The organism is Moritella viscosa (genome assembly GCF_900120065.1).
Taxonomy (GTDB): Bacteria; Pseudomonadota; Gammaproteobacteria; order Enterobacterales; family Moritellaceae; genus Moritella; species Moritella viscosa.
Genome location: NZ_FPLG01000026.1, coordinates 1 through 15,487 on the forward strand (window position 1 = coordinate 1; position 15,487 = coordinate 15,487).

18 protein-coding genes and 1 pseudogene are annotated in these 15,487 nt (G+C 38.0%); 14 read left to right on the forward strand and 5 right to left on the reverse strand.

Going from position 1 to position 15,487, the window contains the following annotated elements; translation table 11 throughout:
* The 3 genes from BT797_RS23760 to BT797_RS04195 form a co-directional block, all read left to right on the forward strand.
* Positions 1 to 1,761, forward strand: a 1,761-nt coding sequence (locus BT797_RS23760) for a hypothetical protein (RefSeq protein ID WP_075471156.1), incomplete at its 5' end; no start/stop codon positions are given.
* 478 nt (positions 1,762 to 2,239) lie between these two features.
* On the forward strand, positions 2,240 to 3,208 hold the full coding sequence (locus BT797_RS04190) for a DGQHR domain-containing protein (protein ID WP_075471157.1): 969 nt from the start codon (positions 2,240 to 2,242) through the stop codon (positions 3,206 to 3,208).
* A gap of 1 nt (position 3,209) precedes the next feature.
* Positions 3,210 to 4,157: a hypothetical protein gene (locus BT797_RS04195; RefSeq protein ID WP_075471158.1), complete on the forward strand. Its 948-nt coding sequence runs from the start codon at positions 3,210 to 3,212 to the stop codon at positions 4,155 to 4,157.
* Positions 4,158 to 4,339: 182 nt separating this feature from the next.
* On the opposite strand, the gene BT797_RS04200 is transcribed toward BT797_RS04195, so the two are convergent.
* Complete coding sequence (locus BT797_RS04200) at positions 4,340 to 5,023, reverse strand: XRE family transcriptional regulator (RefSeq protein WP_075471159.1); 684 nt, start codon at positions 5,021 to 5,023, stop codon at positions 4,340 to 4,342.
* A 129-nt stretch (positions 5,024 to 5,152) separates the two neighbouring features.
* Between BT797_RS04200 and BT797_RS04205 the strand changes: the two genes are divergently transcribed.
* The 8 genes from BT797_RS04205 to BT797_RS04240 all read left to right on the forward strand — a co-directional run bounded on the left by BT797_RS04205 (position 5,153) and on the right by BT797_RS04240 (position 10,471).
* Positions 5,153 to 5,371, forward strand: a complete 219-nt coding sequence (locus tag BT797_RS04205; RefSeq protein ID WP_075471160.1) for a hypothetical protein — start codon at positions 5,153 to 5,155, stop codon at positions 5,369 to 5,371.
* Positions 5,372 to 5,575: 204 nt separating this feature from the next.
* Positions 5,576 to 6,094: a phage regulatory CII family protein gene (locus tag BT797_RS04210; protein ID WP_075471161.1), complete on the forward strand. Its 519-nt coding sequence runs from the start codon at positions 5,576 to 5,578 to the stop codon at positions 6,092 to 6,094.
* A 14-nt stretch (positions 6,095 to 6,108) separates the two neighbouring features.
* On the forward strand, positions 6,109 to 6,384 hold the full coding sequence (locus BT797_RS04215; RefSeq protein WP_045109586.1) for a hypothetical protein: 276 nt from the start codon (positions 6,109 to 6,111) through the stop codon (positions 6,382 to 6,384).
* Positions 6,385 to 6,393: 9 nt separating this feature from the next.
* Positions 6,394 to 6,684: a hypothetical protein gene (locus BT797_RS04220; protein ID WP_045109587.1), complete on the forward strand. Its 291-nt coding sequence runs from the start codon at positions 6,394 to 6,396 to the stop codon at positions 6,682 to 6,684.
* Positions 6,681 to 7,067, forward strand: a complete 387-nt coding sequence (locus BT797_RS04225) for a hypothetical protein (protein ID WP_045109588.1) — start codon at positions 6,681 to 6,683, stop codon at positions 7,065 to 7,067. Before BT797_RS04220 ends, BT797_RS04225 begins: the two co-directional genes overlap by 4 nt.
* Entirely contained in the window at positions 7,064 to 7,291 is a 228-nt protein-coding gene (locus BT797_RS04230) for a hypothetical protein (RefSeq protein ID WP_075471162.1), read from the forward strand. The genes BT797_RS04225 and BT797_RS04230 overlap by 4 nt, the downstream gene beginning before the upstream one ends.
* The gene (locus BT797_RS04235) at positions 7,288 to 9,741 is read left to right on the forward strand and encodes a replication endonuclease (protein ID WP_075471163.1); all 2,454 of its coding nucleotides are present in this window, start codon (positions 7,288 to 7,290) and stop codon (positions 9,739 to 9,741) included. Before BT797_RS04230 ends, BT797_RS04235 begins: the two co-directional genes overlap by 4 nt.
* Positions 9,742 to 9,979: 238 nt before the next feature.
* Positions 9,980 to 10,471, forward strand: coding sequence for an SHOCT domain-containing protein (locus BT797_RS04240; protein ID WP_075471164.1), 492 nt, complete (start codon positions 9,980 to 9,982; stop codon positions 10,469 to 10,471).
* Between the two features lie 88 nt (positions 10,472 to 10,559).
* Here BT797_RS04240 and BT797_RS24505 read toward each other — a convergent pair whose 3' ends face one another.
* On the reverse strand, positions 10,560 to 10,817 hold the full coding sequence (locus tag BT797_RS24505; RefSeq protein ID WP_339391042.1) for an Ogr/Delta-like zinc finger protein: 258 nt from the start codon (positions 10,815 to 10,817) through the stop codon (positions 10,560 to 10,562).
* Between the two features lie 479 nt (positions 10,818 to 11,296).
* Here BT797_RS24505 and BT797_RS23765 point away from each other — a divergent pair, with 479 nt between their 5' ends.
* Genes BT797_RS23765 through BT797_RS04260 form a run of 3 tightly spaced genes read left to right on the forward strand, consistent with a single transcriptional unit; the run spans position 11,297 to position 14,568 of the window.
* Positions 11,297 to 13,588 (forward strand): PAAR-like domain-containing protein, encoded by a 2,292-nt coding sequence (locus tag BT797_RS23765; RefSeq protein WP_075471166.1) that lies wholly within the window; start codon positions 11,297 to 11,299, stop codon positions 13,586 to 13,588.
* On the forward strand, positions 13,585 to 14,130 hold the full coding sequence (locus BT797_RS04255; RefSeq protein WP_075471167.1) for a hypothetical protein: 546 nt from the start codon (positions 13,585 to 13,587) through the stop codon (positions 14,128 to 14,130). Before BT797_RS23765 ends, BT797_RS04255 begins: the two co-directional genes overlap by 4 nt.
* A gap of 12 nt (positions 14,131 to 14,142) precedes the next feature.
* Positions 14,143 to 14,568, forward strand: coding sequence for a hypothetical protein (locus BT797_RS04260; RefSeq protein ID WP_139296349.1), 426 nt, complete (start codon positions 14,143 to 14,145; stop codon positions 14,566 to 14,568).
* A 24-nt stretch (positions 14,569 to 14,592) separates the two neighbouring features.
* Here the strand turns inward: BT797_RS04260 and BT797_RS04265 are convergent, their stop codons facing one another.
* The 3 genes and pseudogenes from BT797_RS04265 to BT797_RS24635 all read right to left on the reverse strand — a co-directional run.
* Complete coding sequence (locus tag BT797_RS04265; protein WP_075471169.1) at positions 14,593 to 15,042, reverse strand: hypothetical protein; 450 nt, start codon at positions 15,040 to 15,042, stop codon at positions 14,593 to 14,595.
* Positions 15,039 to 15,362, reverse strand: a complete 324-nt coding sequence (locus tag BT797_RS04270; RefSeq protein ID WP_045109594.1) for a hypothetical protein — start codon at positions 15,360 to 15,362, stop codon at positions 15,039 to 15,041. Before BT797_RS04270 ends, BT797_RS04265 begins: the two co-directional genes overlap by 4 nt.
* Positions 15,362 to 15,487: pseudogene (locus tag BT797_RS24635) on the reverse strand (phage portal protein); the annotation flags it as partial. The pseudogene BT797_RS24635 and the gene BT797_RS04270, both read right to left, overlap by 1 nt.

Consider the following 15,487-nt stretch of genomic DNA (forward strand, 5'->3'; position numbering starts at 1 on the left):
ATATACAAGAACATAGTACAGGGATATAGGACATTCATTGGCGGGGTCATATCTAAAAATTATGATAGAAAAGTTTTAATCTATCATAAAAAAATAGTATTAAACTATGTTAAATCATTTTGGGAATTAATCAACAATCAGCGACAATTCAAAAAAATTTCACCTGATAAAATCGAACAAATATTAATTCAAAAACCTAATCAAATAAAAATAATATTAAGACACAAATTGTTGGTAGAGCGATATAATAATGTGCTTCGAGACTTCTTGTTAACCTACCAGCAAAGCGCGGAGATATTACTTTCAGTATATGAGGTTGAAAAAAACTTCAATCATGTAGATTTGTTTTTACCTAAAAGCCTAACAAGACAAGAAAAAGAAAATATTATATCTGACTATATAGACTTAGAAAATTGCAATATTAATTACTTGCCAATAATACAAAACGCTAAAAAAACTAACAACTTTTATATATCAGACAAAATACGATTAAAAGCAAAACGTAAACATCAAGAAAAAAGTAGTAATTTTTTTGATGAAAAAACGAATCGTTCTTTGATCAATTATGGTGTTTCAATTAGTTATCTTGATAACACTTATAAAATAAAAGAGTGCAAACTAGAAAATGGTGTAGCGCATTACACGTATAGCTTAGACTATATCAAGAATAATAATCAGCCTTATTGTTTGTATCTGAATTTTAAGTTGCTCTTTGAGTATGTAGATCATCAGAATAGAATTAATTTAATCAATAAATATAGTCAAATTGGAGTTTTAGAAAGAATAATAGGTCTACGTTCTAAAAGTGAATATTGTGGTGGGATGTCATTTAAAATGTCTGAAATGACATCCCAAGCACAAATATTCACGTATTCAAACGTTTTAAGTACACTAGATAACTCTTTAGAAAAAATCCTGCAATTTACTTATAACTCTGTTTTTTATGAAAATTATGGTTTTGCAGAGAATGCTAATTTAACTATGCCAACTACGAATGCATCAGCTTTGGAAAAAGTGAGAACATTAGCACCAGAGTTGGAGTCAATACTTAAACAATATAAACTATATGTTGAGGATAATCATATAGATTTTGAACTGTTGCAAATGTCATCCAGTCCTAGTTCAATGAAAGATATACCTAGCTTAAATGAAAACAAATACATCTACCTTGACACTAATAATCAGGAAGCAATTAATAGCACTAACCTATTTTTCTCAGATCAGACATTATTAGCGCATGTTGAACCTTTCAGGGAGAAATGTTATCGGACTTTTTTTGAACTGTTAAAAAATGAGAATAATATCTATTTTTACAATTACGAAGAGTTTCAAACCCATGAGCTTAACTACTTATTAGAGAAGAACTATATATTCATAGACCAATGTGAGCGTATTCAAGTATCTAATAAAAATAGAGTTCTAATACTAGAAGATTTACATGAAAATGAAGTTGCTTCTTATCATCATTACCATGCTGAAGTTCAAGAAGAAGTAATGAAAATGTCTGAAGAAGGTTTAATTTATTTCGATAGTTCTCTGTTGTCAAAGCCAGAACAAGATTACTTTAACTATTGTCTTAATAAAAGCGAGTTTACTAATGGGTTAGATCTAAGAAACAGTTACTTACATGGTACACAAGCTAATCCATCTGAAACTAACCTTCATGAACAATCCTATTTACTTTATCTGAAATTACTTGCTCTTATTTTATTAAAAATTGAAGATGATCTGCTTATAAATAAACATGTGGCTAATAATTAATGAAGCTTCGTTAAACTATGCTTATTATAATCAGAATTAAATGTGTTAGAGCCTAAGCACTAACACGTTTATCTCCAAAGACGAGATGAAACAGACTCGCTTAAACTACCGTATTCGTTCAAAGCCATAAGTCACAAAATAAATACCTACATGTGTAATAATGTTGCCATAAGTCCGTTCATCATCAGTTCAGTCATACTTTCATTTTAGTGGTGGGTAAGAGTTCTAAAGTTAGCTCTAGAGTTATACCTAGCAAAAATATTGAGTATTTTGGTTTTAAGTTGTGAGTTTGACGCGGGATATTTGGTAATTAAGTTTATTATTAGAAAAATATCTAAAGGTGATTGTTAAAGCTTAAAATCGGATAAAACTCTATTTCAGCTAGTCATTAGAAAGGTTTATTGATCTATCGTACCACTATTTTAGTAAACCATGATAAAGTTGCTAACCTTATGTATTTGTTAATATCTGGAGTTTAATGGTGGAAAAGATTAGGTATACCGTAAGTAATGTTCTTCAGAATAAAACCAAGTTTTATTCTCTTACAATGCCAACAGATGTTTTATCTAAATGTTGCTTTGTTTCAAGCCGCGACGAAGATCCGATTATGGGTTTTCAACGTACCTTGGATGAAAAAAGAGCTTTGGAAATTGCCAATTATATTGATAATGAAGAAGGAACAATTCCATCTTCAATTATAATTTCAGCGCAAAATGCTGCTGATGTTGAAATTGTTGGTAAAGGCCGAACTTTAGAATTTATGCCTGATCCAAAAGCTTTCCTTATTCTTGACGGACAGCATCGTGTTTATGGTTTCTCTAAAGCTAAATCAATACTTCGCGTACCTGTGGTAATTTATGTTGGTTTAACCAGGAAAGAAGAATCAAGATTGTTCATAGATATTAATTCAAAGCAAAAAGGTGTTCCTTCTGAGCTCTTACTTGATATTAAGCGAATGGCTGAATATGAAAATTCAACTGAAGAGTCATTACGTTCAATTTTTGACTTATTTCACGATGATCCTAATAGCGCTTTATTAGGAAAGTTGAGCCCTGCATCTAAGTCAAAGAATAAAATTAGTAGAGTTACGTTTAACAGTTCTGTAACTCCGGTTGCTCAATTTTTTGGGAGTCGAGAGACAGAAGAGCTTTATTCCATTTTAAATTGTTACCTAAAAGCCTTTTTATATGGGTTCTTCAAGGAAAAAGATATTGAAGAGCAATTGTGTAATTCTACTATTTTTAGAGCCTTATTTGCAGTCTTTCCTGAAGTGGCCGCTAAATTACAAGATCGTCACGGCTCTGATTATACCGTTGATAATTACGATAGTGTTATGGGTGAAATGTTTAATAAAATTAACTTACAAAAAATTCGCAAGCCAGGTAGTTCTTATAAAGCAATTGCTACACATTTCTCAAACTCGATGAAAAGTAACTTTACTTTATAGTATGCAGATTATTACAGATGTATTAAGGGCACATTTGCTCCCAGGCTTAAGCAATGTAGAAGCAGTTCCTCAGTTAACATTCAGGGGCTGGTTGGCAAAAAAAAGTTTCAAAATGACAGATCCTCTTGAAAGTAAAGCTTTTACATTAGATGTTTATAGCCATAATGAGCTTCTGCTTCCCTACGCATATGATATTAACCGAATGGCTGCGTCATCAATAGAGAGTATAAATGGAATAGCTCCAGAAGATAGTCTACCTAAATCTACAGGTTGGTTAATTATTCGTTCTTACTATAGTGCCTATTTTGCTATGCATGCGCTATTGAGATTATTTGGGATTAGCTGTAGCCAACTTGATAGCAATGAATCAAGAGCTGTTACAGATGTTGCGAGGATGTATTCACTTCAGAGTGGAAATACAGCCTCGAGTGGATATTATCGGTGCCAATATGATTTTACCAGCTCAACTATTGTATTTAAGCAGTTAAATAACACGCACCAAGATGTTTGGAAAACGTTTTATGAACTTTTAGACACGTTAGCTACAAAGGTATCTTCGTCTGATTTTCGGAAAAAAGATAGAGATATAACTGTAGATTTTCTCTTCAAATTACGAGAAGGTCTGTCGTGTCGTAATACAGTAAATAGTGGTAATTGGCTTTCACAAATAAGAAATGAAGTTAACTATACTCATTCAATGGGAGCTTGGTATCCATACGCTAATTCTTCCGATGAACATCATAAAATGTTTAGATTAACTAGTAACTGGAAGCAGACTCCAACGGCAGATATTATTAACGATAACGTAGGGAAGTGCGATCAACTTTTGTTTGTTAGTACATGCGTCACAGTCGTTTCTTTATGCCACTCAATGATTTCCGATTTACATAATATTAATAGTAATATATTTCTTAAGCATGGGGCTATCAGACTAGTGAACCAGATATAAACACATAACGAGGCGTCAATATCACTTTACTTTATATAATGCGAACCATATTCTTTGAACTATAAGCGTAATCTGTTTATACCCAACTATGGCTTAGAGGAATAACGTTAAGTCATAGTCGCCCAAAATTAAGATAGAACAGACTAACTTTAGTAACCAAGCTAGTCTGTTCTACCCACAAATCACATCTTCTGCCCAGTCCAAACCACACGCCCAATAAGCGCCAGTTCTTCACCGTCCAATTGCGACTTTGTGATCTCCCAAGGGTCATACATAGAATTATCAGACTTAACGCGGATAATGCCGCCTGGTAACATCTGTAATCGCTTCACCAACAAGTTATTGTCATAACGCATGACATAAATCCCGTCAGACAAGTTATCAACATCCTTATTCACCATGATCATCGAGCCGTTCTTTAATGTCGGCTGCATACTATCGCCTTCAACTAACATCAAAAATACATTAGTCGGGCATACGCCAACTTCACTACGTAACCAGTTAGGTTCAAAGCTAATTGTTTTAGGTTGCTCTTCTACTTCTGCCAATAAACCTGAGCCAGCCGATGCGGAGACTTCAAAGAAAGGAAGGCTTATGTTTTTAGAATGCTTGTCTATGTTTAAAACTTCACTGGAAGGATGTACCTGTCCAACCTCTGGAGCCGTTTCACCCTTCATTAGCCATAAAGTATAGATATTAAATTGCGGAGAGTTAATTATTTTATCTATCGTTGGAAGTCCTGCATTAGCATGTCCAGATTCTATTTTCATCAATGTACTCAATGATATAGATGTCTTTTCTGAAAAGTCACGCTGAGTTAAGCCTAGGCTTTTTCTTAATGTTTTTATTTGTTTGCCATAATCCACGTTGACAAGCTTCCTTGTAAGGTATTATTATTGCCATAGCTTCCCTGTGAGGAAGCTTATCGTAGCGTTACATTGCTACAAAGATTATTAACCATTGTTAACCCTAAATAATCCCATAAGGAAGTAATCATGTCGACAACAATCGTAATCCAGCTTAAATCGCCAGCTGTAAGCATTGAAGAATTTGCAACTGATTCAGGGCAAACAGTATGTGCTGTTACAGCACAAATGGATCGTGGATTTATTCCTTTTATTCAACAAAAGCATCGCTCACTTCGTCTTGTTAACGTGGCAAAGCTAACTCAAATGTGTCTGGAATCAAACAACGATAAGCCATGGCTCGCTTAGAGGTCTCTACCATGGCTAATCAAATAAAAATAAGCCAACAAAGCAGCAAAGGGAAATGCACAAGACGCTGTAGTCAGTGTGAAATCAAACACGAATTCATATGCCCAGTACTCATCGTATTCGAAGTTGTCTTGGTAGTGCTCATATTCACCTTTGCTGCTTCATCAGCATAGTTTAATAATCGCAAATAGGGAGATTTGTTCAATGTATGACATTAATAATAGTAAACAAACCGTAATTGACGCGGCCTGTATCAGGTTTGCTGGTATAGAAAACGTCGAATCAATTGCAAGCGAATGTGGTATGCGTGGTCAGATACTTCGCAACAAGCTAAACCCTAATCAACCACATCAGCTTACCGTTAGCGAATTAATCAAAATCACCAAAGCAACGGACAATCACGACATCATAAACAGCGCGATACTCGAAGTTGGATTAACCGCCGTTCGCCTACCAAAACAAGGTGAGTCTAAACCTCTCACACTTAGCGCCATGAGCGTGACTAGTCATACAGGTGAAATAAACCGTCACATCTTAGAAGCCGAATCAGACCGTCGATTAACGCGTCATAAGAAAGACGCAATTATCAAGAAGGCACAAGACGCTGTACGCGAATTGGTTTTTCTTATGTCAGACGTTGAAAACCGCTGCGGTGGTGCAGGGCCGTTCGTGTCCATGTGTGCCGATGCAGTGATCAATGGATTGCCAATACCAGGTATGTAACAGGAGGATTATGTATGGAACAAGCACAACACAAAGTATCTGCGGTTGAAGCTATCGCTCAAGTCCGCGCCATGTTTAACCGTAATCGTGTCGCCGTTATTTATAACAAACAAGGTGATGAAACAAAGCGCGTTATCTGTTTTGCAGCCGGAATGGAAGAGCGGGACATGAAATTTAAGTTTGAAAGGTTTAATCAAACTCAAAGAGCCTCGATCCATCAAGTCATAAAACGACTAGCACCGGCAATCAAGGAAATGGCTGGTTACTCATTAACTGAATTTAACAAGTAAGGGAATATCATGATTAAACCAAATCCAACAATGAGCGATGTGATCAACGAGCTAATGTTTATTGCCCTCGCCAAACCTGAAAAATTGAGCGTGTCTGTTCGTTATATTGGCCATGCCGATGCTCTCGAAGTTATCGCAATTGATAAAACCTACTTTAGCGGTGCGCAAAACCCGAATACCTGGTCTGCGCACAAGCTAATGGATAAAACCATTTACCTCGATGGCTTAACTGCATTTAGGCAAGTCACCTCTGTATATAACGAACTAAGCAATTTAATTAAAGGCGAGGTAGCAGCATGAAACGTATTTTAGCCCCTGTTGAAGATGTGCGATCGGCGCTGCACTCACTTGGTATCGATGCAGACAAAGCCGATTGGATTATCGATTTGTTTGAATGCGTTGATGCTGGCCGTAGCGATGCACTTGCAATGCCCTGTTTTCATTTCAACCTTTACGCAACGCTAAAGCAAGAAGAAGTATTGATTACTGTATTTGCCTTTTGGCAAAGCGTGGTGACTTGTTCTGATACTAATTCAAAGGAAGAGCAACTAGCCCTAGGCGCTATTCGTTCTGTGTACTTTATGGCGCAAGGCTTCGGCTTAACCAAGTTAGTAGCCTGCATAGAATTGTGGTGGGAGAAAACACTCGATATTCACAATACAACTATCTGGATGGTCGCATGATGTATCTAGCAATAGAGCTTTGCCCAAATGGCGGCATGCGTGAAGACCCTAAAACACACGAACTCCGTACAGTCGAAATAGGCGAATGCGAAACCAAACAAGATGCCATCGATAACGCTTGCCAACAGCTAGATTGTCGTCAGTTGTTTCGTGGCGTAATCGGTCGACCAAAAGGTAAGGGCGGTTATGTCGTATTAAATGCACAGGATTATGCCGAAGTATGAATGCAAGAGATTATGCTGAAGGCCTTTCCGATGCTGTCCGCCGTCAATGGTCTTTTCAAGTAAAGAACTGGGGTAAACGCCATGTTTATCCTCAGCTACCAAACTATGTTCAAGTTACTCCTGCTGCAAGCAAAGAATTCCAACAACCTGAAATGTCGCTTATTGAAAATGCAATGTTTCAGTCTAACCCCGATCTTGATGATCATGAATGGCGTAAACAGTTCTTTGGTGATATGCCGCATTACCTTAGCCGCTACTTTGCCGAACGATATAATAAAATCTTTAAGCAAAAAGGCCGTTCTGCTGCCAACTTATACCTGCTAAAAACAGTCGGAAAAGATATAAATCCTCGTCTACAAAAAGTACTCGATCAATACAGACGACAATTCAAATTCAGAAATGCCTATGTTCGCAGCAATGACTTGTCACGCGAAAAGCTATTAGCCGAAATGGACAAAAGTGAAATAAAGAAACTAAGTCAGCAATTTGCTGATTTTTTTGCTGGCAAACTAGAACCCCTAATTGAAAGCGAAAAAGCCAACCATAAAGATTACGCTAACGTGATTGTTGCTGTATTTGAGAGTCTGCAAGACGAATGCAGATCATTTGGTTATACACCGCCGTACAACAGAAATGATGGTTTACATCAGTCAGAAGCTGAATGTGGAATTTTACGTTTAGTTTGCCAACGTGCCTGGGAAAACAAGTTAAATACAAAGCGCATGACTATGCGAGAACACCTTGCGATTGCCGTTGGCCAAGTGCAGAAAGCGGCAAGTCCGTATTGTTCACGCGACTGCATGCATGAGTGGAAAAACCAAAAGCAACGTAACAGAGATTTCATCAAAGGTATGTCTATTTTTGATGAAAATTCTGGTGAAGAAATTGCTCTATACGACATGTTCTACAAGTCGACTGCGAACCCTGCGATCAGACGTTGTGAATTAATGGTACGTATGGCTGGGTATCAAAGTATTGCAACCGCAATGGGTTGTGATGGGTTATTTCTAACGCTGACCGCACCATCTAAATATCATAACACCCGCAAGAAAGGTGGTTTTGTTGATCAATGGCTGGGGAACAGCCCGAAAGACGCCCAACGTTATTTATGCAAAGTATGGGCAAGAATACGTGCGCAACTAAAACGTGAAGAGTTACCTGTTTTCGGTATGCGTGTTGCAGAACCGCATCATGATGGCACACCACATTGGCATTTACTCATGTTCATGCAACCTGAGCATGTTGATCGTATCCGCGAAATTTTCATTGGTTATGCTATTGATGAAGAAATAACAGAGTTGTGCCCAAAGGTTTACAGAAAACCAATTGTTGGCCCATTGGATTATCGCCCACGTTGTGATGTGAAAATGATGGACCCAAGCAAAGGTACCGCAACGGGTTACATCGCTAAATACATCAGTAAGAATATTGATGGCTATGGCATGAAGGGCGAACTTGATGATGAAACAGGCCGTGACCAACGAGAAATGGCCGCGCATGTTACTGCCTGGGCAAGTCGTTGGCGTATCCGTCAGTTTCAGCCTATTGGTGGTGCACCAGTTACCACTTATCGTGAATTACGTCGTTATGCTAATAACGATAAAAACGCATTTAAAAGCTTTGTAACTACGTTAAGTAGCAAGCAACAACACAATTTATTCAACGAATTATTCCCAGACCAAAACCCAACGTTTATGGGTCCTCAGTTAAATTTCCACGGTCCACGTTTAAATTATGAAGCAATGAATTCATTACAACGCTGGGAAGTGATCACTGATAAGTACAAACCTGAATTAAAAACCAATGCAGCTGCCGCATCCGATGCAATGAAAGCGGCTGATAAAGGCGATTTTGCTGCATATGTAATGGCGCAGGGTGGGCCGTTTGTATCTCGTAAAGATTTACTCATTCGTAATGATTATGACACGAATGAAATGGGCAACGAATATGGTGAATTCGTTTCTAAGATCCAAGGCTTTCACGTTGTCGGCGATGAAGCCGTTAAAACGCGCATACGCAAGTGGACGATACAACCCAAGTCACAGGCATTGCTCGATAGTGAAGCAAGCACCAGTAGCACCGAAGGTGCTGAGGTTTTGAACTGGCCCGAAGGGTCTTCTCGGAGTTCTGTCACTAACTGTACGCCCTCCAGACGCGACAGATTAAATACTGGAATTAAAGCACTTTTGAAAAGACGCGGTATTCATTTAGATGATCACCTGGTCAATGTTATGGGACAAGGTGCCCAAATCAGAGTTGATAAAGACCACATCGTGAAATTAAGGCAGGGCTATTACGTCGAGAATCAATATCACCCGCCCGAACTGGTCGATGTTAAGCCTGAAAAAACTAATATTTGGGATGGCTGGAATAGTCCTGAAACTGAAATTAAAGATACATCTCATTACATACCTGGTTGGGAAGACTGGGAAAGTTGGGATTGGGGGTGATAATTTAATCTAGAGTTGACAGCGTGCTATTAAAACAAAACCCTTAATTCTAATGTAGAACGCATTTTCTTGTTTATACTTTAATTTTTTTGGACTGTATCAATTGTTATTTCTTTAATCATTTGTAATAACAGATTAATTTTATGATTTTGATAGTAATTCAATTAGAATAAAATTAGTATTATACGAAATTCTGCGTAATACACTGTTATGATTTAATAATTGGAGTTATCTTAAAATGAAGCCGATGATTTTGCTTTTATGTTTTGTTCTCACCGCATGCGCTAATCCTAGTGTTGTTGAAATATCGCCAGATACATATGTCCTATTTAGAGATGATCATGCTGGCATTTTTGGTAATGCAGGAGCATTAAGAGCAGATGTGATTCGAGATGCTAATAAATTTGCTAAATTAAAAGGAAAAATAGCTGTTCCTGTTTCATCTACATATACACCTATGGGTAATGGCCCTGCACAATGGGCATCTTTCGAATATCAATTTAGAGTCGTAAATAAAGGAGATGAAGAAGCTGTGAGAACATCATTAAAAAAACGAGCTGATCATGTCGTCGACCAAAATGTCAAAATTGATATTAATTCAAAGCCTAATCAACCAACAAAAGATATTTATTCAGAGTTAATTAAAATTAATGACTTACTTGAAAAAGGTATTATTTCTAAAACTGAATTTGAAATAATGAAAGCTAAAATTTTGGATTCTAATAATTAAACATAACATAACATATAAAAATGGGTGTCGTGCTGTCGCTAACTTATTAGAGTATTGAATAAGCCCTCAATTGTGAGGACTTTTTTGTTTACAATATTGAAAGCTGCAACTGTAATTCTTGGCGCTGCTCTGGCGCTAATGACCTGACTAAGTCCATAGCTAACTGACTCGAACTTTTTGCTGATGGGCTCAGCGTATGGCTAAAACTAAGATTCATAACAAACGAATGACCACACTCCGCATTATTACAGCTGCAGTATAAATCTGTATAGCTATTCGAAATCCTATTCGTTTTCTGGATTCGGCTTTTAACGCCGCACTCTGGGCAAACTACTCGCATAAACATCCACTTAATTCAAATACTGACCTATAAATTATACGATATTAAACTGTTGTTTTATACAGTTGTATGTGTCGTTCGTTATAATACATAGCTATTGCTGGCGGATGAGGGAAACATTTAATCATACGGGCGAGGCCACGATAAATTCACTCCTCTTCGCCTACCGCGTTTTCGCAATTTTTTCACGTTTTTGACACTAAGGTGGACACGCTGATATTGTTCAAGCCTTATCTAGAAAGGATCTTAACGATCATTTAAAGATCGATAATGTCAAAGTTGTGACACCTTTTGACAGAAAGTGACAGTCTATCTAGACTCATCGAGATCGTTTTCTCCGTCTTTTGATTCTGTGTAAACCCCCATGAATTTAACTAAAAAGTCAGATTAAACTGAGATTTAGTTGAAATGCCTATTAATTCAGTCAGTATAAAAATTTAAATAAATATATAATTACATGTTAATCATAAGCTTAAAGGGTTTTTATGGCTGTAACAATAAGTGCGGATGGACTCAGTATCGTTCATAAAGGCTCGGGTGGTGAAGCTAATGCAACGCTACCAGATGTTTGCTTAACAACGGTTGGGAATGCAGTGGTTCCGCTCCCATATGGTAATGCCGCCAAATCAGCTGATTTAGCTGATGGAAGTGAAACGGTCACCGCAGATGGTGGTAACAGTATTGCGATTAAGGGCTGTACATTTACAAAAAGTACGGGTGACTCTGGTGGCGACAAAAAAGGCGTCGCTTCAGGTACAATCGAAGGGGAAGCCAAATTTATTATGTTCTCTCCTACGGTTAAAATTGAAGGCAAAGGTGTATGCCGTCTTTCTGACCAGCTAACAATGAATAAAGCCAATACAATGTGTATGGGTGGTATAATGCAAGACTCAGTGTCTGTCAGTAGTGAAGAGGAAGGAACCTATACTATTGATATTACCCTGACATACACTGATGGAGATCCCGTTCAAAATGCTACTTATACCATAGTTGATAGTACTGGCGCAGAGTTTAAAGGTAATTTGGGTAAGAACGGTCAAGCGAGTGTGAGTGGGCTAGCCGGAGGCCAATATTCGATTGAATATGGAGAAGATTCTCGCCCTTTTACGCCAAATAAAATAGTACCAGAAAATCCATATTTTAATCCTGACGTAACCCCCACAGAACTCATTGCAGATACTAAACGAGGTAAAATTGGTTTTTGGGAATTCGGTTTATCTCGGATATCTAGCGCAGCCTCTTGGTCTTGGGGGGTGATATTAGGTGATTTTAATGATGACCCAAGCGTGGCTCAAATTATTACTAACGCAGTAATAACATGTTTTCCAGGTATAGACCAAGCAGCTGATGTTCGTGACGTTGTAGCTAATCTAAGGAAGTTAATGGATGAAGAGGAAAGAAAGAAAACAGAAAACTGGACTAATTTAGCTTTAACGATACTTGGGTTTATTCCAAGTTTGGGCAGCATCCTGAAAGGTGTTGGCAAAATAATTATCCAAAAGGGTAAAGAAATTGGCCCTGATGAGCTATTTGCAATAATGCGTAAGCTTGGTAAAGGTAATCCTGAAAAGTTCTTGCGAGAATTAAAGTGGGCCCAGTATGCGAAGCAATGCGCAGAATTGCTTTCTGATGTACTCATTCCTTGTATTAATGCTTTCGACGAATTAGCATCGTATGCAAATAGAATGAGTGCTACAGTTTTAGAGAATACTTTAAAATCAGTTGGGTTAGAGTTTAAAGCGATTAACTCTATGGCTCCTGAAATGTTTAATAAAGCAATGGGTGAGATGGATGATAATTTGGCGCGTATTCTAGCTAAATCTCAAAAAGTGTATCCAGCCAAAAAAACACATGATACTAAATCAATGTCTCAGCATAGCAGTAAAAATGACACTACAAATGAGAAAAGTAATAAGTCTAAAGGTAAGTGTTGGTTATGCAATCGCACAATAAAAAAAAGTGCCAAGAAAAACGACAAGAAATTCTGTAAAGGTACTGAAAACCCTTCTGCGGCAGATGTAAAAAAATACTCAAAATCAGGTAGTGGAGCAAGGCTAGCTAAACACATTTTAGCTGATGGCTGGAAGGGAAAAGATTTTGAGGATCACCCTTGGTTCCACAAGGTGCAGCCAAAGCCTAAATCGGGTAATTTACAAGCTCATCACGTCATCACTTCTGAAACTGTAAATGATACAAAGTGGAAAAAATACCGAAGCCACTTTAAGTATGACATCGATGAATCGAAAAATGGTGTATTTCTGCCAAACCAAACGGATGTAGCCTGTCAACTCGGGGTTGCAGTACATAAAGGCCCTCATGCAAGCGGATTAGATTACAGCACGGCTTTATTGTTGATACGAAGTGGAAAAGATATTCCTGATGAGATTAGCAAGGGATTGAAGTCGTCTAAGCTCACTTATATTGCGGCGGTAGAACGTGAGTTAGAAAAAATTGAAAAGTTATTCAAGAAAGGGGGATTTTGTGGAAGTAATCCGGATAATGAACAATTTTTTGATGATATGAGAGAATTAAGTCATCGAGGTGTTGAGCATATAGATAGCTTTACTTGGACAATTTCAGGATTTGGTCAGGATTATCGAAAAGGTGTGAGCATTGGTTGTGCTAATAGCACTACCGAAAGGGCTGGTGAAAAACCTAGAGACTCTCCTTGTGATGCAAGAACTAACAATCAGTTAGGTCAGCATAATTTGGTTAATGCTAAAGGGGTTATCATGACTAAGCAGTTACTTGGAAATAAATTGGAGGTTGGTAAGTGAGTGAATATTTTTTAATGAGGGCGTCAGGTCCAATTATAAAGGTAAGTGAAAAAGATGACAATTACCTGCCTTTTTCGGATTGGGCTTGCGTACCTACAAAACCTATACGGATGTATGAAACATTTAAGCCTGAGGGTGATTATGATGTACCTGAATGTGTGGAATTTCCAAAAAACGGACTAGCTAAGCGCGTCGTTTTAGAGGCTGGATTGCAATATACCTACGGTATAAATTGGGTGCCTGCAAATTTAACCAATAGTAAGGTAAACCGAGATTACCTTTACATAAACTGCATGCCAGAAATAAGGTGTGTCGATTTGGTTAATTCTGAATACTCAATGGTTAGACCTGATGGCTCTATCAGAGGATTAAAGAAATTAGTTTTAGATGATTCACTTTTATCTGTAATACCATTAAACCAGCGGCTTATATTTATGATGGAGGAGTCAGCTGGTGTATTGTTCCACAAGTCAGTGGTCGAACGTATTATTGCGACGAATCCCATTAATACGACCTTCATTCCATGTGAATATTTTGGTTAATCAGGAGAGTTTGTGATGTTTATTCCTTTTAATAAAGCCAGCCTTTCGGTGTTACTACCAGAAAAAAGAGCTGAATTCGTCTTTACTCAGCCTGATTTATTCATGAGATTTTCAGAAATCACCATTTTTTACATTTACGATGATGTAATCGAGAAATTAGATGAAAAATGGAAAGAAAAACTGACATTGTGGTGGGGGAAAATAGACTTTAATACGCCTGATTTAGATTATGATGACGAGTGTTACCATGACCGTGTATGCGAGGAATACAACTATGTTGATTTTGCGATAATACCTGATGTGAAATCACTGACAGAAGACGAAATAAAAGTCACACCACTTGCTTGGGATAATAAGGAAATAGTTATCCATACAGACTTCATTGAAGCGCTAAAGCAAGCGGGTTCTGTTGATATTTGGTACGACAGGTTAATCTAATTGCTTTTATATTAATTAAGGGGGCTAACCAGCCCCTTTAGTATTTTTACTTCCCCAGAACGCCCGAAACAATCGCATCAACCCAAGTGTCGAAACCGCAATACCCACAATCACAAATTCAAAGTACCAGGGCGCGCCTTTATAACCCATGGCCTGCCAACCATCCGCCATGTACGGCTGCAGCTGTGGCACAAAGTGGGCAATGAATAATCCTAAAAACACCGTAATAATGATTTCATCCATTATCGATTCGCGCCGGTTCTTCAACACCTGCAGATCATAATCAGCGTCGTTACCTTCCTGGTTCGCCAACCGTTTAGCTTCCGCATCCAGCTTAGCCAATTTTAAGTTACCTTCTGCAGTCGAAATCGATGCCGCCATTTCTGCCGCAATACGTTTACGCTCACGATAGCTACCTGACAAATCCGCAATCGGTGCCGAAATAAAACTAAATAACGAAGTAAGCCAACTCATGATTTATTCCTCATAATAATATCCAAAAAGTGCTTAGGGTCTTTTGATACCGCTTTCGCCAGGGCATTAACCCCCGTTAAAAGATGCGGCGCTACATACGCGGCAATACCAATAATGCCTGTCTTCAACCCTTCATCTAATCCAAGCCAACGACAAAAACTGTCCGCAATGTAAGCGGACAAAATCGCCATCAGCACCGACATAAAATAATGAAAAAAGGTAATACGGGTACCAGACATATACATTTGCGTAGCTGCGGCCAATAACGACAGCAAACACAGCTGCCCCCATTGCCTTATAAAAACAATCAGTTCTTCCATCAATCCTCACTCCTCGGGTTTAAGTCAGAATACGCTGGCTCTGCAAACTTGATATGCAGTGCAACAGGTAAATACTCGTTAATTTCCAGCATGTCCTGCTGCATCGGAACCACTTCATTGTTGTA

Excerpts from the sequence above, each read along its gene's own strand:
- BT797_RS04190 (WP_075471157.1), top strand. The coding sequence starts at position 2,240 with ATGGTGGAAAAGATTAGGTATACCGTAAGTAATGTTCTTCAGAATAAA.
- BT797_RS04195 (WP_075471158.1), top strand. The coding sequence starts at position 3,210 with ATGCAGATTATTACAGATGTATTAAGGGCACATTTGCTCCCAGGCTTA.
- BT797_RS04205 (WP_075471160.1), top strand. The coding sequence starts at position 5,153 with ATGTCGACAACAATCGTAATCCAGCTTAAATCGCCAGCTGTAAGCATT.
- BT797_RS04210 (WP_075471161.1), top strand. The coding sequence starts at position 5,576 with ATGTATGACATTAATAATAGTAAACAAACCGTAATTGACGCGGCCTGT.
- BT797_RS04215 (WP_045109586.1), top strand. The coding sequence starts at position 6,109 with ATGGAACAAGCACAACACAAAGTATCTGCGGTTGAAGCTATCGCTCAA.
- BT797_RS04220 (WP_045109587.1), top strand. The coding sequence starts at position 6,394 with ATGATTAAACCAAATCCAACAATGAGCGATGTGATCAACGAGCTAATG.
- BT797_RS04225 (WP_045109588.1), top strand. The coding sequence starts at position 6,681 with ATGAAACGTATTTTAGCCCCTGTTGAAGATGTGCGATCGGCGCTGCAC.
- BT797_RS04230 (WP_075471162.1), top strand. The coding sequence starts at position 7,064 with ATGATGTATCTAGCAATAGAGCTTTGCCCAAATGGCGGCATGCGTGAA.
- BT797_RS04235 (WP_075471163.1), top strand. The coding sequence starts at position 7,288 with ATGAATGCAAGAGATTATGCTGAAGGCCTTTCCGATGCTGTCCGCCGT.
- BT797_RS04240 (WP_075471164.1), top strand. The coding sequence starts at position 9,980 with ATGAAGCCGATGATTTTGCTTTTATGTTTTGTTCTCACCGCATGCGCT.
- BT797_RS24505 (WP_339391042.1), bottom strand. The coding sequence starts at position 10,817 with ATGTTTATGCGAGTAGTTTGCCCAGAGTGCGGCGTTAAAAGCCGAATC.
- BT797_RS23765 (WP_075471166.1), top strand. The coding sequence starts at position 11,297 with ATGGCTGTAACAATAAGTGCGGATGGACTCAGTATCGTTCATAAAGGC.
- BT797_RS04265 (WP_075471169.1), bottom strand. The coding sequence starts at position 15,042 with ATGAGTTGGCTTACTTCGTTATTTAGTTTTATTTCGGCACCGATTGCG.
- BT797_RS04270 (WP_045109594.1), bottom strand. The coding sequence starts at position 15,362 with ATGGAAGAACTGATTGTTTTTATAAGGCAATGGGGGCAGCTGTGTTTG.